The organism is Leptospira fainei serovar Hurstbridge str. BUT 6, from assembly GCF_000306235.2.
Lineage (GTDB): Bacteria > Spirochaetota > Leptospiria > Leptospirales > Leptospiraceae > Leptospira_B > Leptospira_B fainei.
In genome coordinates, this window is the sequence record NZ_AKWZ02000001.1 from 254082 (window position 1) to 275654 (window position 21573).

16 protein-coding genes are annotated in these 21573 nt (G+C 41.3%); 5 read left to right on the forward strand and 11 right to left on the reverse strand.

All coding sequences use genetic code 11. From position 1 onward, the window contains the following. Positions 1-9: 9 nt before the first annotated feature. The 3 genes from LEP1GSC058_RS01045 to LEP1GSC058_RS01055 all read right to left on the reverse strand — a co-directional run bounded on the left by LEP1GSC058_RS01045 (position 10) and on the right by LEP1GSC058_RS01055 (position 2152). The gene (locus tag LEP1GSC058_RS01045; RefSeq protein ID WP_016547644.1) at positions 10-615 is read right to left on the reverse strand and encodes an SCO family protein; all 606 of its coding nucleotides are present in this window, start codon (positions 613-615) and stop codon (positions 10-12) included. Between the two features lie 311 nt (positions 616-926). Further along, positions 927-1919 (reverse strand): patatin-like phospholipase family protein, encoded by a 993-nt coding sequence (locus tag LEP1GSC058_RS01050; RefSeq protein WP_084680317.1) that lies wholly within the window; start codon positions 1917-1919, stop codon positions 927-929. 8 nt (positions 1920-1927) lie between these two features. Next, positions 1928-2152, reverse strand: a complete 225-nt coding sequence (locus LEP1GSC058_RS01055; RefSeq protein WP_016547619.1) for a hypothetical protein — start codon at positions 2150-2152, stop codon at positions 1928-1930. Positions 2153-2979: 827 nt separating this feature from the next. Here LEP1GSC058_RS01055 and LEP1GSC058_RS01060 point away from each other — a divergent pair. Beyond that, a complete protein-coding gene (locus LEP1GSC058_RS01060; protein ID WP_016547648.1) occupies positions 2980-5718 on the forward strand; it encodes a TonB-dependent receptor plug domain-containing protein in 2739 nt (912 codons plus the stop codon). 56 nt (positions 5719-5774) lie between these two features. Here the strand turns inward: LEP1GSC058_RS01060 and LEP1GSC058_RS01065 are convergent, their stop codons facing one another. After that, positions 5775-7349: an ABC transporter substrate binding protein gene (locus LEP1GSC058_RS01065; RefSeq protein ID WP_016547760.1), complete on the reverse strand. Its 1575-nt coding sequence runs from the start codon at positions 7347-7349 to the stop codon at positions 5775-5777. A gap of 22 nt (positions 7350-7371) precedes the next feature. Continuing rightward, positions 7372-9927 (reverse strand): SpoIIE family protein phosphatase, encoded by a 2556-nt coding sequence (locus tag LEP1GSC058_RS01070; protein ID WP_016547526.1) that lies wholly within the window; start codon positions 9925-9927, stop codon positions 7372-7374. A 657-nt stretch (positions 9928-10584) separates the two neighbouring features. Between LEP1GSC058_RS01070 and LEP1GSC058_RS20240 the strand changes: the two genes are divergently transcribed. Both LEP1GSC058_RS20240 and LEP1GSC058_RS01075 read left to right on the forward strand, forming a co-directional pair. Further along, positions 10585-10752 carry a hypothetical protein gene (locus LEP1GSC058_RS20240; protein ID WP_198014367.1) on the forward strand — a complete coding sequence of 56 codons (168 nt, stop codon included), beginning with the start codon at positions 10585-10587 and terminating at the stop codon, positions 10750-10752. A 756-nt stretch (positions 10753-11508) separates the two neighbouring features. Then, a complete protein-coding gene (locus tag LEP1GSC058_RS01075; RefSeq protein WP_016547493.1) occupies positions 11509-12894 on the forward strand; it encodes an SBBP repeat-containing protein in 1386 nt (461 codons plus the stop codon). Between the two features lie 214 nt (positions 12895-13108). Here LEP1GSC058_RS01075 and LEP1GSC058_RS01080 read toward each other — a convergent pair whose 3' ends face one another. The 6 genes from LEP1GSC058_RS01080 to LEP1GSC058_RS01105 form a co-directional block, all read right to left on the reverse strand. Beyond that, positions 13109-14461, reverse strand: a complete 1353-nt coding sequence (locus LEP1GSC058_RS01080; RefSeq protein ID WP_016547705.1) for a hypothetical protein — start codon at positions 14459-14461, stop codon at positions 13109-13111. A gap of 120 nt (positions 14462-14581) precedes the next feature. Further along, positions 14582-15337 carry a hypothetical protein gene (locus tag LEP1GSC058_RS01085; RefSeq protein ID WP_016547614.1) on the reverse strand — a complete coding sequence of 252 codons (756 nt, stop codon included), beginning with the start codon at positions 15335-15337 and terminating at the stop codon, positions 14582-14584. Positions 15338-15394: 57 nt separating this feature from the next. Then, positions 15395-16081: an O-methyltransferase gene (locus LEP1GSC058_RS01090; RefSeq protein WP_016547617.1), complete on the reverse strand. Its 687-nt coding sequence runs from the start codon at positions 16079-16081 to the stop codon at positions 15395-15397. Positions 16082-16108: 27 nt separating this feature from the next. Further along, a complete protein-coding gene (locus LEP1GSC058_RS01095; RefSeq protein WP_016547527.1) occupies positions 16109-16939 on the reverse strand; it encodes an MBL fold metallo-hydrolase in 831 nt (276 codons plus the stop codon). 1 nt (position 16940) lies between these two features. Further along, positions 16941-18374, reverse strand: a complete 1434-nt coding sequence (locus LEP1GSC058_RS01100; RefSeq protein WP_016547676.1) for a M16 family metallopeptidase — start codon at positions 18372-18374, stop codon at positions 16941-16943. Further along, positions 18371-19939, reverse strand: coding sequence for a M16 family metallopeptidase (locus tag LEP1GSC058_RS01105; protein WP_016547725.1), 1569 nt, complete (start codon positions 19937-19939; stop codon positions 18371-18373). The genes LEP1GSC058_RS01100 and LEP1GSC058_RS01105 overlap by 4 nt, the downstream gene beginning before the upstream one ends. Before the next feature lie 69 nt (positions 19940-20008). On the opposite strand from LEP1GSC058_RS01105, the gene LEP1GSC058_RS01110 reads away from it, so the two are divergent. Beyond that, entirely contained in the window at positions 20009-20701 is a 693-nt protein-coding gene (locus LEP1GSC058_RS01110) for a hypothetical protein (RefSeq protein WP_232224583.1), read from the forward strand. A 14-nt stretch (positions 20702-20715) separates the two neighbouring features. Further along, positions 20716-21138 carry a lipoprotein gene (locus LEP1GSC058_RS01115; RefSeq protein ID WP_016547748.1) on the forward strand — a complete coding sequence of 141 codons (423 nt, stop codon included), beginning with the start codon at positions 20716-20718 and terminating at the stop codon, positions 21136-21138. The last annotated feature ends 435 nt before the right edge of the window (positions 21139-21573 follow it).

The window sequence follows — 21573 nt, forward strand, 5'->3', positions numbered from 1 at the left end:
CGGATGCGATTATTTTAACGATATTAGTCTTTTAAATTCAGGACTAAACATCTTACTTTGTGAAAAATTAGGAAAAAGACTTCTTATTTTTGCCTCTTCATCGACCCAGAACATAACGTCGAGATGTTCTATTTCAAGTGTGATTGGGTTTCTGATGATTCGATCTCCAAATAAGCTTGCTAATCGAAAGGATTGTTCGGAACTTTCCGGCTTTAAAATTCTTATTCTGCGCTGTGGCACATCAGAGAAGTAATTCCGCCAACTGTCCGAAGATTCGTTTTCCGGATCCAGACTGATTAAAACGATTTGCAGAGACTCGCTTTGGGAGTCGTTCAGGATTTTTTTAAATTTAGAGATAGTTCCATGACAAACCGACTTACAGCGTAGGTAACCGAAATATACAAGACTCTGTTTCCCAAAAAAAATGGAATTCTCCGGAGTTTTCGGGCGATTCCGATTTTCGAAGAAAATCGGGTCCAAAGCCGCTTCTCTACTCAAATATGAATCGGAGGAAAGCGAATAGAGGTGCAGGAGAACTAACGGAACAACCGAGCCGATTATTCCCAAGGTCAATTTGGTAATTCGAAATCTTTCAATTTTTCCCTCAGGTTCCAAATGAGAATTCCTTTCTAAAAGCTTATAGACGAAATTCTTTCTAGTAATGCAATATATTTCCTAAAAATTAGAAAAAGGCAATATATGAAAATCTATCGAATATGAGGTGTTAAAACGAATCAATTTTGTAGATTTGTTACAATTCGGAGCCAGTCGTCATTCATTGTTGCCGTGAAGATTACTTTTCCAGCTATCTTTTGCTTTGAAGCGGATATTAACCGTAACCTTCTGACAAAAACTTAGTCTAGTACCTTCAAGCATTATTGTAGTTTCAACAGACGAACTTCCGAAAGAGCGAATATAATTTTAGCTTATGCAGTATCGCCTTTAAAATACTTTTGCAGAAAACCGAGATCGACGGCTTCCGCCATGCGTTGCCCGTACTCGACAAAATGGTCGATATAATCGACTTTATCTAACTCGTTTTCGTCGTCAGGAAGTATGGTATCAAAACGATGAAAGCGTATGCTATCGTTTAATTTCGCTAAATATTGTGCAGCCAGGACTTGATCAATCGTCGATTCGGCACGAGCTTGAAACGGATATTTAAATATCTGGCCTAAAAAATCCGTTTTAGAAGCTTGGGAATAGCTTACGTAAGAGTCCTTATTACCGGTTCCTAAAGATAAAATGACAACCCCCTCTTGATACCAGCTATTTGCTAAAATCTCCGTAAGAATATAATGAATCGTATTATTATTGATACCTTGTCCGCCGTCTTGAAATACTCCGCCTTCGATTCTTTTGCTCGAACCGTCGGGCAAAAAATCCGTCCATTGAAAATTAGGAACATTAATTTTTCCAAAATAATAGGCGGCAGAGAGAGCCGACCACGAAATTACTTCATAAAGCGAATGCGTTCCATCGTAAGCGTCCCAGGACTTCAAAAAATGGGTCCTCTGAGAACAAAGATTAAACGATGTCGCCATAAAACGAGTCTTCAAATCTTTCATTAACAACGTTTCTAAGGGCTTACCATCGAAAGTTTTCGTAGCTTTGATTTGATCGATGAATGGATTTCGATCATATTTCCCTCTAAGCCAGTTCCCGGGATTCCATCGGGTTCTCGGAGAGAACAAATCCGCACCTTTCTTAATATACAGATCTGCAATCGCTTGCGCCGGAACTCCCGCTGCGATGGCACCTCCGATAATCGCTCCCGTAGAAGACCCCGTTATGAGATCGAATGATTCGGCCAATGTAGTTTGCATTACTTCTTTCAGAAGACGCTCCAGCTTTACAAGGACCAAAGCCGGCATAATACCTAATATTCCGCCACCATCAATTTGTAATATTCGTTTCATATAATGCCTCAAATTCCCTTCGGTCGAAGTTTGTATAAATTATTTCTCTTCATTAGAATAGTCAAGACGGCCATTTCGCTACGTATTATTGTTTCCCGCAATGAAGAAAAATATGCAGGATCGGTTAAAAGTGTAACGATGGAAATTTTGTTCTTTACGGTGATTTGAGAGAGGAAATAATATTCTTCCGTTTGGCATATCCGTAAGCCGCTAAGCAATAATGCTCGATCCATCTTCGGTTCTCTTAAATTCTAAGGGTATCCTATAGATCGCTTTCGGAAAAGAGAAGAAAGCCTAAAGAGTAACGATTTGGCGCCCGAGGGATCGACTCTAATTAGATGTATCCGATAATCGCATCCGACACATTGCTAAATCTTCTCCGCAGCTAAAAAGATTTTGAGTAATTGAATTTTGCAGATTGTCCATTTTTTGGATAATATTTAGCGATTGAACATTTCTACACAAACCATTTCAAATAAGTTAATAATAATTCATCCCTTTTATTATGAATACGTAAACTGGAACTCGAACAGATCGGAGCATGCTCTATAATGTCGCTTAAATTCGGAAATCATACCGAAGTTTAATTTCGAATTCTAATCCAAGTTCTAATTATTTTCAAAAGCTAACCGACTATTTCTCACCGTGAATGGAGTCGGGCGACTTAGTAATAGGAAAGGAAAATATGGTGATTGGCTCCTTCTTTCACTCTCTTAAAAAGCGAAATTGAATACGACCCGTTTTAGACTTTGCGAAGACCTTAATCTGATGAGTGATTCGCTTATACATAAGCTTCCCCAGGGTTGAATTTTGACGATTTCGAATCGGGTCTTTGTGTAAAAAATGTCTAAACAAATTAATCAATTTGTCAAAACGATGCAAATGAAATGAATCTTTAATTTTGCTATTTAATACTTAAAATTCCTTCCTGAAACTCCTAGTGAAGCATTACGAATAATGGAATTTATTTTCTAAAGTTAAGAAATAATTTTTATATTGACTTTCCCCGAAAATTCGGTAAACAATCCGGGCCCTTTCCTTCGATTAATCGTGATTTCGAATGAATAAATTTCATATTTTTAGATGTTTCATTGTAGCGAGTTTGTATTTCGCTCTAGGATCGGTAAGAGGGCAAAATTCACCGGAACCCATATATATCGGGCAATTTCAATCTTTCGATTCCAAATTAGAACCGGATATCTCAAAGAGACTCGTTGAAAAGTTGAAGAGTCAATTTGAAATATTACGTTATTCCGTCGAGATTCTTCCGCCTTTGAATCCCGAAGAGAATTTTAAACGAATGTCGAAAGGCAACCTCTACTTGACCGGCTTTTATCGAAGAGAAAAAAACACCGGCAAGCTGATATTGTACGGCCAGATTTATAATTCCGAAAAAGGATTTTTGATCGATGCCTATAATAGTTATAACGAAGTTCAGGGATTAGAGGAAATCAAGAATGATTTACCGAAAGACGAGGGCCATCAATCGGACGAGAACGTAATAGATCAGTTCACTCAAAAAATTGTCCTGTCCGTAAGAATTAACAAGAATAAGCAAGAAAGAAGGGAAAATATAAACGAATATATTCTTTCAAATCCTATTAGTAAGAAATATATTTTTCCCGTTCAAAAAGAAGACATCAAGAAATCAACGGAGCAAGTATTTAACCTACTCCAATCACAGGTCACGACTGCCTCCACGAAAACGGAATTACCTACTCACGATGCGCCTGACTTGGTTTCGGTGATAAGCGACAAAGAGTTACTGCATTACGGCAGGATTTCATTGAATAATGTGTTGGGAAACTTGCCGGGTTACGCGCCTTCCCAAGACTATGATCGGAATACGGTTAGTTACAGGGGGATGTTCGAAGGTTGGAATAATAACCATCTTCTAATGCTCGTGGATGGAGTTCAGTTTAACGATAATTTATACGGTTCGGCGTTAACTTCCGAAATAACTCCGCTCAATATGCTTAAATCCGTCGAAGTGGTCCGAGGACCCGGATCGGCCTTGTACGGTAGTAATGCCATGAACGGAATCATTTCTTTGAATACCTATTCTGGTAAGGATTTACGCGGTGAAATGCAAACTAGAGTTCGGATGGGAACTTCGGGGACCAAAATCTACGATTTCAGAACCGGAAATACCGGCAAATTATTCGATTACGTCATGAGTTATAATTCGTATGAAACAAATGGAAATAACTATAAGGACTATGACGGTTCCGGTAGAACCGATTTCACAGGTTCTTTCTTGGCTAAGTTTCCGGTTCAGGACGCTAGATCGAACTATTATCTATTCACAAAACTAGAAGGAAAGGATATCTTAGAAGGGCTGACCATACAATATCATAGACAGTACTGGAACTTTCAAACCGGACATGGATGGCTATGGGCGATTCCGGATTATAACGGTAAGATGGACGAGTATCGGGATATGGCCTCGATGAAGTACAAAAACAAAATAGGATCCAAACTCACGCACGAATACGTTTTACAATATCAAAAACATAGCATAGATTGGAACACGCGTTATGCGCAAAACGGATCGTCTTCAGGATTTTATCCTGCTGGCGTCAGCGAATATTTAAAAACTAACGGACAGAGTCTTTTTGGAAGAGCTCAGTTGACCTATGATCTAGGCAATTCAGGAAGTATCTTGTCCGGGGTTGAGACGACGCGATTCATTTATGGAGGCGATCAAAGTCATTATGCGAACGCGAATTTATCCGATGCTGCGGATTCTTTCCCGCCGTTCGCAAATAATGCAAACGGCAATCTGGGTCCCTGGCTTGCCTGGATTAAAAACAAACCTGTCTGGACGGTGGGCGTTTTCGGACAAATTGTATCTCCTAAATTTCTGTACAATAAATTGCAACTGACGATCGGTGTGCGAAACGACCAGACAATCCAGCATTATGTGGGCATCGATAATCCATATAGCAATTACTTGGGATTCCCCTATGCTCCGCATGAAAAACGAGTTTTCAGAAAGACCAGTCCGAAAGCCGCTTTGGTTTATTTCATTACGAATAGCTTAAATTTAAAATTGATGGGTGGGCAGGCGTTCAGAACCCCCTCTATAACGGAAATGTTCGGAGCCAATACCTTCTCGCTAGCTTCTAACCCGAGGCAGTTAAGACCCGAAATCGTAAGGGATTATGAGGCCGCCCTGGATTGGAATTTAAATCAATATATAAATGTTCGGGTAAACTACTTTATTAGAAATTTTCAAAATCAGATATTTTATAGTCTGCAAAATAATAACCTGAGTACCAATATTTATTCCGCTGTAACGAACGGAGCCGAGGCGGAGGTCAATTTCACTTATCATCAATTCTCAGGTTTCTTTAACTACTCGTATGCTCATCGTTTGAGCGAAAAGATGCTGGATAAAACAGTCTCTTCCAGTCAAAATCAAATGACCTGGGCGCCTTCGCACTTAGCAAATATCGGCATACGCTATGTCACAAATAAAATCGAAACCAGCGTCCAGGCGCACTACCAAGGAACCGTTTACAGACGTAGCTCCGATTTCGGGCCTATCGATACCACTACTGGAATTTTACAAAGCGATTCGAGACTACAGTATCCTCAGTATCGACCTAATTACGTGGGGAACTGGGTGAACGTGGATGTGAGAGTTGCGTATTATATTACTGAAAAAATCAGCATAGGCGTTTTTACTTCAAACTTATTGAATAATCAGCAGAAACTGATCAAAATCAACAACTTTCCATTCGACTATTCGAACGCGCAGAGACAAGTAATGGTCGATCTAAATGCGTCATTTTAAAAATAGAAACCGATTTCGAAAAAGAATAAAACATTTTATATTTATAATATTTAATGTTAATTAGCCCGTTTTGCCTGAAGAATCTGAATCGCTTCTTTTTTCTTATTCGATAATCGAAGATATTCTTGAGCCCGTTTGTCCAAAGGGTCTATTAAAAGGATATGTTCGAATATCCGGATCGAATTCTCATATTCCCGTTGTGAATAGAGATTAATCCCTTCCTTCAGATACTCCGATATTTTTGAAAATTCGGAAACGCGTATGTGATTCAGCTCTCCCGAAGATTTTGAATTTTGCGGGTAGGTCCGGAGAGAAGAAAGATACATTTTTATCGCATCGAATACTTTTCCGTTTCTCGCGAGATGTTCGGCTGAAATCCTTTCCGCCTCGCTCTGGGCAAACGTCGCTGTGGCCAATCCATCTCTAGCAACCTGCAAATTCGGGTTGATAAAGAGCACTTTTTGATATTCCGCTCTGGATTGAGAATAATTTCCTTTCTTATAATATTCATCGGCCGACTGCAGTAGTTCTTTTGTTTTTCCTCCAGTCATTTTTTCTATTACTAATTGCAGATAAGAAGAAACGGATTGGTTGTTCGGGTCTTTTTTAAGGATAGTCTCGAATATGACTCTGGCACTTTTTAATTTCCCCTCGTTTAGAAGATTGATTCCTACGGCGAATAATTGAGTCAGTTTTGCTCTTTCCTTTATCTCGATCGGAACGTTTAAGCCCGATTCGGCAGCATAAGTCTCATTCAAAAAGAAGGCGGGTTTATCAGGCAGAATGAATTTTTCAGTCTTACATGAGGATTTTTCTGACAGAATGCGATTTGCCAGATCTCCTGTTTCAATGCCTAATTTATTATATTCGGGACTGATACCGAACGTCGTACCGGCCCTGACTAAGGCCGGGAACGGAGCTCCTAATATTATTTTATTTTTTTGAGCGAACGAGGATAGCTCTTCGAAAACAGACCTATTATAAAGGGGATCTTTGATAATTATGAACGCGTCGTATTCTCCTTTTATTTTTTCTAGGTTACTTCGAAAATTTTCTTCACTGACCTTTCTTTTGGAAAATAGCAGTTTATATTTTAAATCTACATAATCTCCTTCTGTTGCAAAAAATTCACCTTCCGGCTGAGAGTAAAAAGTAATCACCTTCTCCGCATTTGGCGATAACTCCTTTATCGTCTTGAAGAATTCGGCAATAGAAATGTCCATTCCCACGCCGCAAATATTTCCCGAATTGAATCCGAAAGATTTCGGGTTACTTACCATCGTAAATATCACGGGTATTTTGGTGATATTCTCACCCGCTAATTTCAATGCGATCGGACCGATCGCTATCAAAAGCTTTGTATTGGTCGCTTCCAACTCTCTGAAATATGAAGAGATGTCCTTATTTTCGGATTGAATCAAATCCACATAGGAAACTTTAGCTGGGTGATCCAAAGTCGATTGTATGCCGTATAAGGCCTGCTCATAAATACTGTTATCGGAGGAGAGCAGAATCTCGATATTTCCGGAAGTAAGGTTTGGAGCGGCAATTATCGGTCTTACTAGGACGAGAGTAGCGAAAAAGAAAACAAACTCTTTTAGTCCTATATTAGAAACGGTATTATTGTTCATGGTTAAATTCTATCGATGAAAATTATACTTCGGACGTTAACCGATTTGATTCCAAAGATTCGATTTTTGTAAGATTTAAGATTGCCGTTTTAAAATCCGGCTTAATCTCTAAGGCTTTTTTCCATTCAAGTTTAGCTTGAAAAATATCGCCTTTCCTGTAATAAACGCTTCCTAAATTATTATAAGCATGATGGTTTTTTGAGGCTTTTTCGATCGATTGTAGATAGAAATGTTCAGCTTTATCCAAGTCGTTTAACAGAGAGTGACAATTTGCAATTCTGAATAATGTCCAAGGATTATTTCCTTCTATTCTATTCGCTTTTTCGTACGATTCAAGTGCTTCGATATAATTCTTCTTATGATATAAATAATCCGCCTTAGCAAGAATATCTTCCAAATGGACGTGTCTAACGCTTGAATCATCTATTACCTGAATCTCCTCAACGTAGCCGTCCTCCATCATTCCCGATTTTATATCTTCCAGCAGAACTTCCGCATCGGGTTGATTCGGCTCGAGCTCCAACGCGATGGAGGCGATTTTCTTAGCCCTGGAATAAACTTTCATATCAAGATAAATTTTCCCTAAATTCAATAAATTAGCGAAATGAAATCTATCTCTTAAGAAGAGCCTCTCTCCGTAATCGGCCGCTTCGGTAAGTCTCCCCAACATTTTCAGACTGTCCGAAATTAAATAAATACATTCGTTGTCCGATGGGACTTCACTTAAATATTTCTCAAAATGATCCAGGGCTTTTTCATACTCGCTGCTTTCGTAATAGATATTTCCGGAAAGCTTCAATAAATCGGGTGAGGATTCTTTCTTATTGCCGATCGATTCGATTAGAGCGATCGCATTCCGATATTCCCCATCTTCAAGAAGTCGAGATCCCTCCCGTATCACTTCCAGGATTTCTAACGGCGTATCGTTTCCTATAAGCAAGTTAGCTTGTTTTTCCAAGTATGAAATTCTTAGTATGGAAAAATCGTCTATTAGAGATCCGGAATTTTCGACTTCCTCCTTAATCTTATATAATTCGCCTTTTCCGTTTTTCACATGCTGCAAAAATTTCGTTTCGTCTTCGTTGATCGTATCCTGTTCTCCCGATTTAGAAACTAGTATATCATCTCGACCATCCGACCCTATGATAATAACGTCCGCCGGTTTCATTTGGAAAAGTCTGATATAAAACTTCTCTTCTTGCTCGGGCATCCCTAATTTTCGGAGGCTTAAATTCGTCTCAAGAAAAGAAGCTTCCGAATCCCGATAGAGGACAGTCCAAGGATGTTCCGCATTTATATAATAGAGAAGTCCGGACTGAGTATCCACGAGTCCCATACAGACTGAAATGTACATACATCCGTCAAAAGATAAAAATACGTTCTGTAGATCTAAGAATCTTTCTTTTAGCCAAGTTTCCGGAAAAATCCTTTGATTCTTTGAAAGCTTATATCGGAGAATCGCTGAATTAAAGACTACGCCGAGCACCAAGGCGCCGCCTGCACCCTGCATGGATTTTCCCATTGCATCGCCGTTTACGAAAACCGTATATTCTCTGCCGTCCAGCCAAATCCTATCGGTTACGCAGATATCTCCCCCTAATTGCGAGTTCCATCTTCTAAAGGAAAATTTCTTTTTCTGTTCAATGAAAAACTCGGTTTTCACTCTTTTGGATAAATTATTGTTAAGTTGCAAGGGTTCCAATAGTACCGAGGTAAGATAATAATCGGCATCCTGGGAGACTTTTAACGCTTGAACTTTTTCTAATGTTTCATTCAACTCGTTCGTTCTTTGATGAACCATGGATTCGAGATTTTGAGTAAAGTCCCGAATTTGTAACGTCATTCTATTGAACTGGGATGCAAGTATCCCGATCTCGTCCTTTCCGCCTACGGCTATTTGAAAGTTTAGATCGCCGTCTCCGATAATCTTTACGCCCTGCGAGAGTTTATGAATCGGATTTGAAAAATTGATAGCGACTAGAATCGCTATCACAATTCCGAACACGAATAATACGCTAGCTACGCTGATAATGCTTCGTCTGATCGCAAATACCGGTTCATAGACTTTATCCTTATCGAATTCGAATATGGCGACTCCGACCCACATTTTTTGGCCTTGATAGTTTATGAAAATCGGATAAGAAAATCTCAGGACTGTCTTACCGTTCAGGGCGATCTCGTTCAGAGATAGTTCTTTTATAGAGGAGAATTTCTGAAAATCTGATTCCGGTATGTCCTGCCCTATCTTATCCTCGTTCAGGTCTGCGACATATTTTCGGTCTACATTAATTACGTACGAATCGATTAGTCCGGAAATATCGCTTTCACGTAAACGAAGAAGACTTGTTCTAGTAGAGTCGTAGGTTTCATTAATCAACAGTTCTTCAGTGGCCAAATTCGCAATATTGTTGGCCAAGTTTCGACATACTTCGAACGTTTTTTCCAATACGATCGCTTGATTTCGGTATAATACGATTATCGAAAGGGGGAGAACGCAAAGGAGGACAATACCGGAAACAAATATGATCATTTTTGTCCGGATTTTAAGATTATTCAAAAAGGAAAAAATATATTTCATGCTCTGGGGACCCTGAGTAGAGGCAGAAACATTGATCGGAACTTCGACATTTGTCAAACAGTTTTACTCATCCGATCGCTTATAAGATATAGCATATTCTACAAACGTTTATAAAAAAGAAATGATCGAATTTTTTTGCAATGAACTGTCGTTTTATCAATTTCTTTTCCATTCCGATTAACATTTCATATCATCGTTTTACGAGCAGATTACAATAAAAAATAATATTAGAATCGTAAAAGAGATGGAATCTGCTTTGAAGCAGCCACTTCTACTCGAGTATGCAATTTTTTCTAAGCAGATAGCTCAATCACAAAAACGGCATAGTTACTTCCGACTATGTCGACGGACTACGTTTTTCCGGGTGAAAACCGTATTCGATGGAATCTTCAGTTTTTGAATGAATCGATTCAGTTCCCGATAGATATTATCTTGTTCACTCAAATTGGCAAATTGGGTATCCCGCTTACAAAGACAATCTCCTACCTATGGAACTACTCCTCCCTACATCTTTAAGACTATCTTCGTTTATTCACAATAATTTATTGATCATAAAAATTTATTCATTCATTATTTTTTCTTTAACTATCCTGTTTAGTTATGTATTTCAAATCAACTCCCCTTCGTCTCAAAAATTTATAATAAGAGGTTTTTCCCATGAAATTGCTGATGATAATTCTGAATGTTTGGATTCTTTGGCTCTACTCCTATAGAGAGTATTCCGTTATCGGAACTTTTAAGTCTTTTGAAGAATGCAAGGCGGCAGCTGCCCCGGACTTAGATAGTATTATGCGTTGGAAAACCGAATGCAAAGAGGCGAAATAATCTAATACTTTTAAAGGGGAGATCATTGGCAGAAGCTTGCATTTTCTGCCTGAATCATCATGGTTTATCGAAATTTACTGTCGCTAAACGGATCTCGCCTAATTCATTAATTTTAGCCTTAATCGTAATATCCTAAACTCTTTGGCGCGATCTTAGATTTGCAGATCTAACGGCTTTATCCAAAGGTTCCATTCAAAAAAAGCCATCAACCGAAACGCCAAGAACATCTTCCGGTGGAAGATCTAGCAAAGAATCCTCGGCAATATTTACGTCCCGGGAGCTTCGTTAAGATTAAGACCGCCCACTCGCTTTAGTAAAGGTTTTACCCGCTACTTTATTTTTTGGGAGCCGCAGGTGTCGGCACGTCGTCAATTCTTGAAATTTGGAGATCGTAATTATAGATTTCGATGCAATCATGGAGGCATTGGAAAGCGAGATGAAATCGATTGCTTTTAATGCCAAAAATCCGCTTTTTTCTGCAAAATCTAATCTTCTTGAATCGTTTTGTGAAACGGAAAAAACGATTCAAATCGCTTCGGAAAAAATAGCGATTTAAGTGCAGTTATCAATTTAATATAAAAGAAATACATGGATCGAAATGATTTTCTCCGTTAAGCGGGACTGGCCGTGAGGACTCTAGGGAAGTCGGCGATTTTCTTCAATAAGATAAATTTATCGGCGGTTTCTGGAAAAAATTTGTTGGTTGTCTGTTAATGAAAAAAGAAGGTTCAAAAAACCTCTTTTAACGAATTTCCGATGAGAATTTTCAAATTTCCTTATTTTCTTTGTTTCATTTCGCTGGTTCTTCTTAACTGCCTAAAGACAGAATTTAAGTTCTGCGACGATTCGGGTATCTTTACGACCGCCCTCTTACAAGGTTTTAGCTCCCGAAAAGGCTCATCTTTTTGCGGATATCTAAAATCTCCTTTACCGACGGCTTCTTGGACCCGTCTCTTAGGGGCAGCCGGAGCATCCACGCAATCCAGCGGGGTGACCGCTGACGGTTCTGGAAACGTTTATGCCGCCGGTAGTTCGACTGGAAGTTTGGATGGAAACGCTCTAATCGGGACCCAAGACGCGTTCGTGGTCAAATACGATACGAACGGGAACAAGCAATGGACGAGAACTTTGGGGACCGCAGGGGCTAGTTTAACGACAAGCGGAATCGCCTCCGACTCGTTCCAAAACGTGTACATGCTTGGTTCGACAAATTTGAGCCTGGACGGGCAGGCGTTTTCGGGAACTTCCGATTTGTTCCTTTCGAAATACGACACAAACGGAAATAAACTTTGGACTCGTCTTTTAGGAGCCCTCGCGAATGCCACTCTTCCGATGGGAATCGCGACAGATTCTTTCAACTTTATCTATATAACCGGCTATACGAACGGAAATTTGGATGGAAACGTACTGACCGGCTTGTACGATTTATTTCTTACTAAATACGATCCGAACGGAATCAGGTTATGGACTCGCACTTTAGGAGTTTCGGGAGCACACACGCAGTCGAACGCGGTAACTTTAGATTCCTCTAATTCGGTTTACATGACGGGTTACACGACCGGAAATTTGGATGGGAACGTCTTGGCCGGAGGGCAGGATTTGATCGTGGTCAAATACGATTCAAACGGGAACAAGCAATGGACCCGTCAGTTGGGAGTGGCGGCGGCTTCCGAAACCGGAAACGGAATAGTAACCGATATGCGAGGAAATATCTACGCGACAGGGAATACGAACGGTAACCTGGACGGCCAAACTTTAACAGGTACGTTTGCTTTCTTTGTCGTAAAATACGACAATCAAGGTGCGAAGCAATGGACCCGCCTTTTGGGCACCGGCGGAACTTTTACCTACGGATTGGGAATCACATACGATTCCTTTAACAACGTCTTCATTACCGGAAATACGGGAGGCGGACTGGACGGTAATACTCTTACCGGAACCCAGGATATCTATATGACGAAATACGATTCGAACGGAGTAAAACAATCCACTCAACAAGCGGGAGTGACGGGATCCAGCTCGACTGCTTCCGGAATCGTTTCGGATTACTATGATAATATCTATAAGACAGGATATACCGCCGGAAATTTGAACGGTCAAATCCTCGTCGGAACGAACGCACTTTACATTATAAAGAATTAATTCATTGTTTTCACAATGGATTTCGGTTTCTTAGGCGGTTCGCTAGTTTTACCATTTTTTTTAAATTGGAAATATTTTGACTAGCGGATATTTAAGGAACGATTCGAGGAGAACGGTTCTTTTTACATACAAAAATCGACAACATTGGGAATCTATAACTTTCCAAGGAAAGGACGGGTTTCGTCAGTGCCTGTCACGGAAGATAAGAAATAAATTACTCGTCGCGCACGATTCTGAAATAATTACCGTCTTTCCAATTTTCGTATTTAGACCAGGAAATTTTCCTTCCCTTAGGTATATAAGGAGAATCTAATTCTTTAGTTTTCATTCCGTGAAACAGGGAATAAATTCCGACTGCTAACGAGATCGCCACATCTTTTCTTCGCTTCGTTAGAATTTTCATATCTTTTTCTTTATCGATATAACCGATTTCAAGATATGCGGAAATGGCATTGATAAATGTCGGCAGACTATAAGTGGAAATATAGGGATCGTTGATCGGTCCTGGATGAGATAGTTCGGCGTCCTCGGTCGGTATGGAGCGAAGTCCGTACTGAACAAACCGCATCAATTCGACTGCCGCAAAGTTATTATCGCCGCCGAATCCTTCTGGTCCGTCTTCCCTTCTCCATAGTTCAGCCTCGGAACGTTCTCGATCCCAAAACGGACCTTTTGCGGAATACTCGGAATGCTTTTTTGCATAGGGACCGGGGCCTCCTAGTTTGGCCTTCTCGATCCAGCCTGCGGAGTCCGTGTATTTCCAGGTTACCATGTTTTGACGATACCCTTCAAAATTTGCGAGGTCGGATTTCTTTCCTGACTTATTCGGCCAGTAACCGTTAAAATAAATCCACGAATCTGCGACTGCGTTTTGCAGTCTCGACCATTCCATCTTGAATCGCATCCATTCGCTCCAAGGTCCATTCTCGAAGGATTTCGAAGGAGCTCCCTCTGAAATCTTACGCAACGCGTAGAACGTACGGTATGACGGAGTGAGAACTGCGGCCATTCCACCGGGATGGTCTTTCCAGCTCGGATTCAGATGCAAAGAAAGCACGAGATACGGACGATATGCGTTGATTCTGGATATTCTCCCCGGCCGAATTTTACCGGACTTCTTATCGGGGTAATCATAAAGACGATAATTAGCGTTCGGGTCGGAAGATAAATCGACGCCCTCTTCGGAAGCGGTCTCTTCTCGAGTTAAATCCGAATCGATTCTAATCCAAGGCAAAGAATCATCCGTAAAACGTTTTGCGTGTCCTTTGAACGTCTCGAAACCCTCCAAAGTTTTCGTAAGGTCTAAAATTTCCTTCACTTCTTTGGCCAACGCTAGAACGACTTCGCTTTCTCTCCGTCCCTTGGATTTGGCTCCGGCTTTATAAGGTTCCAGGTACTTCCGAGTAACCGGATCGTATTTATCTCCGTGCTCTTCTTTAGGCTTGAGATCGAGGCCGCCATGCCCGGGATCGATTAGAATATTAAACGTTTTTTTCGGAACTTCCTGAGAAGAGAGAGAAGTTGTAAAAAAAATAATGATTAGAAAAATTGGAAATTTTTTGCCCACTTAAGGAAACGATTTTATCCCGACGGATTCGTGTAAAGCTTGTTCCTTTGCGAAAAGATGAAAGAGGCGATAGGGAAATCCGGGACAAAGCAAAGCGTCCCGGACAATGAACGGATCGGATTAAAGTTTTGATTCGGAAAAAATCAAGTTTCGATTATCGCTAAGATCCACTTTATATTTCTCGCGGACTGTCTTGCTCTCTTCTTCCGGTTTCAAGCGACTTAGGATCGAAATTCCATATTCTTTCGCAAGGCGTAGATGGATCAGGCTGTCTTTAAACCGAGAATCTTTTCTCATTCTTTCCGCCTGAATATATTCGTAATACGCAATTTGCAGCTTATGATGATTTTGAGAAATATCTCGACCTGCAGTACCCTTGGCAGCGCCGGCTGGTCCTTGTTTTTGCTCCACACCGACAATCGTGTCCGCACATTCGCCTAAGAGTTGATCCACTTTCTGATTATAAAGATCGGAAAATTTCCCGTACAATTTGTTTGTAGCGAGTTCAGTCTCTTTGGTTTTGCGACCGGAAACGACGTATTTTCTCATTAAATAGAATTTATAGGCCTCGTTATATTTTTTCCAAATGGAATCAAACTCTTCCTGCGACCCCTGAACTTGAGAACCGAAATTCTTCACGACGATATCTAAAGCCGCTAAATCGTGTTTAAGCTTAGCTTGAGTGGAATCCAAGGTTCTGGCATAGTGAAATTCTTCCAGATAATCGCCCTGATATTTCGGATCATCGGCAACGCTTGCCAGCTCCGCCGTTTTCGAGTCGTTGGCTTGCGGCTTATTTTGTGCAATCACGCTGTAGGAAGTGACCAAGAGAAATCCTAATACCGCGAGCTTCATAGGGAAAAAACTTTTTGTCATGCTATCGCCCCCTCGCGGCAATATAGCACATTCTATTGACGAGTAACAAGCTTTTTACTAGTAAAAATCGATACAGATTAGCCCGTCTCCTGCGGGGAAAAGAGTATAAGGCAAGCCGGATTCTTTTAAGATCGCCCAGAAGGAACGGATCGCTTGATCCGAAGGCGCCTGGCGATCCGGATCGGCCGGCCTCCCGTGCCAGAGCACATTGTCGAAAACGGTCCTTAGCCCCCTTCCCTTTCCGGAATCTCGAATCAATTTTAGAATTTCCGGGTATCGAATCTTATCGCAATCGACAAATAGAAATTCCCTTCCGTCTATCGACGCCGAAGACAAAAATCTTCGCAGAGCTTCCACACATTCCCCGCGTAGAAGTTCCACTCGAGAGGAACTCCCGTCCAATCGATCCAGATGGGATTGAGTCGTTTCCATAAATTGAATTTCTCGATCCACACTTTGGATTTTAGAGGTTTCGTTCAACGCGGAATAAATCCAAATCAAGGACACTCCATATCCTGTTCCTAATTCAAGGACTCTTACGGGTTCCCATGACGAAACGAGAAAGGCGAGTACCGCGCCTGAGGCGGGGGAAAGAACAGGCACTTTATCTCTCGAAGCATTTTCTTCTATATGATAGAGCCAAGGATATGGACGACGAACAAGATCGCGATCGATCCATTCTTCAAGACCGTCTTTGTAGAGAGACAGACCTTTTTTATCCGGTTGTTTTTTTGAATCAGACATATTCAAAATTTCTTAATAATGTCGCGCTCATTCTGGCAGAAAAAGGTGAAATCGATCCCTTTCCGAAGCTGGAATTTTCTTCGCAATTACTTTCTTAATATAAGGAATTGGATAACGCTTTGAGAAATGAATGAGTACGATTTTTTCGTTTTTAAACGCGGATAAATTATGAAGAATTTCATCCAAGTGGATATGTCCCCATTCCCTCGCCTTCGCGACGTCACGCTCTTCGTCGATGTATGTGCATTCCAGAAAAATTACTTCCGACTCGGCGACGTCCTTGTGAGCGAGTACATATTCGATTTTTGTATCCCCCGAAAAGCTAACGACCGGCTTCGATATGATTTCATCGATCGGTCCCGAAACTTTTTTTTTCTCGGATAGTTCGTTAGGGTTCAACCCTTGAAATTCCGCTTTTAACTTTTTCTTGCGTTCGTACACGGTGTAACCCTGTGAAACGACCCTGTGAAACGTCCGCCAAGGTTTGAAGGTGTGATACGGATCTATTTCGACTTCCTCACCTTCCGCAACTCCGAATAATTCATATCGATAAGGAAAATCCTCTATCTTGGAATAGAGGGCCAAGATTTCGTGTAGAGGAGCTTCCAATTCTTTCGGTACGTAAATTTTAGGAGGGGTAAGTTTACGCAAGGATCTCTGCGAAACGTAATAAGGAATTCCCGCCGAATGATCCAAATGAGCGTGAGTCAACAACAACTTACCGATATGAATCTTATTAGGATTCTGATGACCGATATCGAACATCAAATTTAAGTTCGACATGATAATCGAAGTGCGAATTCCTCCTTCGGAAATTCCCTCGTAAGAATATCGCTTATGTTCGAAACGACTTTGCATCCTAGGGAACGGGGTCCTCCGGACCGATCACTTTCGAAGAGGGTAGATCCTGCTGAACCGAGGTTTTCGGTCCTGAAACGATCGCGGTCAAACCATCTCTACGGAAATAAGTTTTTCCGACTCTTCGCAGATCTTCCAAGCTCACCGCTTGAATTTTATCCCGATAGATACGAAGATAATCCTTCGGCATACGATGCTCCCTAAAACGAGCCTCATTTCTTAGAATTTCCAGAGAATCGGTAAAAAGAAAAATGAATTTATTAAGAATCGCTTCTTTAGCGGTTTTTAATTCTTCTTCGGTTATTTTTGAGAAGGTTCTATCGCTTAAAATCTCCCCCATTAAATCATAAACTTCCATAGTCGTTTGCGATTTAGTTTGGGTCATGAAAAAAATCAGCGAATGATCCTTTTCAAAAATCGGGTGACTAGATGAGGAATAAGCCAATCCCTTTTCCGAACGGATCCTGCTCATAAAATAGGAATTAAATCCGCCACCGCCGACTATATAGTTCAAGATCTGGATCGCATAAAAATCGGGATGATTGTGCGCGGGCCCGACTCCTAAAAACAGCACGACATTCTGCGTGTTGCCTTTGTCTACGACAAGGTTTTTGTATCCAACAGACTTTAAATTCTTCTCAAGTTCAGCTTGCGATAACGACTCGGAGTCCTTCTTTGCTACTTCGTCTGAATTGGGCAATACTTCGGCCAAAAAACCCGACACCTCCGAATCCTGCCATTCTCCGGTAACTAAAACCGATTTACGGGATTTTAAAACGACATTTCTATAATAGTCGGAAACGCCTTCCTCGCTCAATCCGTTCAAACGCGCTTGGGAAACGGAAGTGCCTCGGATTTTTCCTTTGTAGGCAAGCTCCAACGCTTTCCGACCGGCAAGAGCGGCAATATTGTCGTTTCTTCGCTTAATCTGTTCGCCTAACTGCAGTTTTGCGATCTCGAAAGCATCCTGACCGAACTTGGGTTGTCTCAAAAACTCGGAAATTAGAGCCCTCGATTCTTTATCGTATCTAGTAAGCCAGGAAAATGTTAAGGTAACCGTTTCCAAGTCCGAATCGACGCGTAATCGTGAACCGTACGATTCCCATACTTCTGCAAAAGATTCGCCTGGATGGGATTGAGTTCCTCCTTTCTTCCATGCTTCGGGAAGGATTTCCGACAATTCGTATTTTATTTCAGGATAATAAGAAGGCCCCGCGTAGAAGGATATTTCCAAAGTGCGCAGCGGGAACTCGCCGTTCGGTAGAAATAGAACCCGAGTATTCGCATCCAATTGAATCTCTTTTATCTCAGGAAAATGAAATTCAAGAGGAGGGATCTTAACGTTCTTAACGAAATCGCCCGGCGCTGAATTCATACCGGCGGGCAAAAGTAGGAAAACTAAAATGGAGGAAAAGGTCGATCGAGAGAATTTCATTTTTGCTCTCCCTCTGAGGTAATTAAATCACCAACCGTCAAATTGCGAGGCACGAAATATTTCGTAGCCACTCTTTTTATGTCCTCGGGAGTGACTTTATCCAACTGAGAATAATCGTCGAAAATCGCCGCCCAGTTTCCCGCTAAGAGCTCGTAATAAGTCAACACGTCCGCAAGCTTGCCATTGCTATTCAACCCGCGAATATAATCGGCAACGATCTGATTTTTTATTTTTAAGAGTTCTTCGTCGCTTACGGATTCTTTCTTCAACGTTTCAATTTCCTCCCAAATAGAGGTTTCGATTTTATCGGGATCGGCGCCTCGGACGTTCGTCACGTAAATGGCAAATAGACTATCGTATCTTTCGCCAGGCTCGCCGGTCCAACAGGACACTTTCTGAGCCAATTTCTCGCGCAGAACAAGTCGTTTATACAATCTGCCCGTCTCGCCCTGCGTTAATATCGCGTCGATCAAATCCAAAACCGGTCGATCGATATGCGGCGGTGCCGGCGTTAACCAACCCATTACTTTCATCGGTCCCGAGGAATGGCGAACGCTCACTCTCCGAGTGTCATGATCGTAAGATTCTTTCTGGCGAATCGGCTGCGCGGGACTTCCGTCAGATATATCCTCGAAGTATCTTCGAACCAGCGCTTCCGCCGATGCGAAATCGAGATCGCCGACAATCGCAATCGCCATGTTTCCCGGACGGTAATTTCTCCGGAAAAAATCTTCCGTTTTATCGATATCCAAAAACGGAAGATTCGATTCGTAACCGATCACGGGCATACGGTAAGGATGCTTTTCAAATGCCGCTCCTAAGAACTTCTCCCGTAAAATTCCGAGTCCTTGATTATCGACCCGCATTCTCCTTTCTTCCAGAACGACATCCCTTTCCGTATAATATTCTCTTAATATAGGATTTTTAAGCCGATCCGATTCCAATTTAGCCCATATTTCCAATCGATTTGACGGAAGCAAAATCTGATAATTCGTGACGTCGTCGGTCGTGTATGCGTTGAAACCTGTTCCGCCGTTCTTATCATAGATATAGGAATCTTCGTTCGAAACGACAAATCTTCGATGAAAATCCAAAAGACTCCTAAATCTAGTCTCTAAAACGGCTTTTTCTTTTATAAAATCTTTCGGAATCGCCTCCTTATTCCGAATATATTCAATTTCCTTAATACGATAGGAATCTAAGCGCTTCCCCCATACGCGAATCTGCTCCAGATAGAGTTTTTCCTTTTCATAATTATTCGTTCCTATATTTTTAGTTCCTTTAAAAAGCATATGCTCCAGCAAATGCGCAGTGCCTGCGATTTCCGGAGTTTCATCCACGGAACCGACTAAGAATTTCGTATATACGGCAACGGTAGGAGATCCTTCTCGCTTCATTAAAAGCAGTCGAATTCCGTTCTTAAGAACGACTTTTCTGACCCTTGCTTCAAGGGATGTCCGAATACGAGAAAATAGGTCTTCTTCGGCGTTCAAACCGACAAAGGAGGAAATGAAAATGAGGGCAAAAAGAACCGTTCGTTGTGTTTTCGGGAAGAAGTTCCACATACCAACAGCTTTTCCCTCGAAAGCGTTAATGTCGAGAAGTTCCGAGAAAAAATCCCGCTGGTTTTTCCAATGGGATTTACGAAAATGGGAACTATGCTCCGTTGGATAACGGTCTTAATTACCCTTACTCACATCGCTTGCGAACCTGCGGATCCGGAGTTTCGTCGGAAAGCCTGGGATAATGTATCGGATACCGGTTTTATTTCCCGTGAATATTTTCAGGTAGTAGTTACGGTTCCGATTCCGAATCAGGAGAGACCGATTCTTGAATTGCGAGAGGAGTGTCGCGCAAGGGCGCTTCGACGCAGGGACGAGATTACGATTCCAGTGATAGTAACACAACTTAGGGAAGAACGAAAATATCTAAGAGGAACTGCGGAGCAAACAAGAGTTCCCGCGTATATTCCTCCGGCGCAACACCCTCAGGTCGGAGTGACGGGAGGTGGCGTTTCACCCGGAATGGCAACGGCCTCTATAACTCCGAATCAAACTCAAACTCCTACAACCGCTTCGCAACCCGGAGCATCCACAACCCCGGACCGCATCGATACTCAAAAAGAAATTGAAAAGAAAAAGAAAGAAAATGTAAATGCCGACTTTCTCGCTTATCGTGCGGCTTTTTCGTGGTTCTTGGATAAATTCTTCCTGTATAGGGAAGATTATACGGATCCGAAACGATGTACTTTGGTTTACAGAATTGTCGAAGCTGATTTGTTAGAGCGAATTTTAGAATCCCCGATCACTAATCTTCCCATAAGGTAAACTCTGGAGCCTCTATGCAAAGTAAAACTATTGCGCTACTTATTCTACTAATCATTTCACTCGTAGTTTGTAAAACTCCGAAAAAAGAAGACACGCCCGTCAGCGGAACGAAATCCGTAGTGCAGGAGTCTGCTCCCGCCGAAGAGGATCAATTCGTCAAAGCGACGGAAGGATTTATCAATTCTTCCACTTATCAGGTCGTCGTTTCTTCGCTGGAAGGCAACGAGCACGAAGCATTAGAGCTATCCAGAAAAAGAGCCTTAAATTTGTTTATTGCCGAAAAAGGAGAGCTATTTCGACCTACGGATCGAAAAATCCTAAAAGAATTGGTGGAGACGAAAGGAAAGATCGTCAAAACTTCGAAGCCGATCAACGGGAAAACGTATTATCTTTTTCATATCTCCCAACCTGATCTAAAAGTCGAATTGAAAAAGTGACTCAAATTAGAAGCGGGCTCCGATCGGCAAGAATCGATAGCAAGGACCCGCTTTTTCGAATTCTATTTCGCATTTCTCCTATTGTAATACAATGAAACATCGATAATACTAAAAATAGCGTAGAATCGCTGGATTTACGCGACACTCTTTTTAATCGGTAATTTTGAGAAAAGAATAAGATTTCAAATGAGAATCCGAGGGTGTCAAAAAAGGCAATGTATGCAAAAATCGCTTTTATTCGATTTATAGATTTTTTTTTCAATTGCTAATTTTTTCGCATATATACCGAAGAGATGACGGCGAACGGAATATTCAGATTGATGGATTCACGTTTATAAATTCAAAAACTACTCGTTTGAGGGATAAAAATTTCTTGAGCTCATCATTTTTCAAGAAATCATTTTACGAAATGTTTTATACTCTCGGGAAATTTTG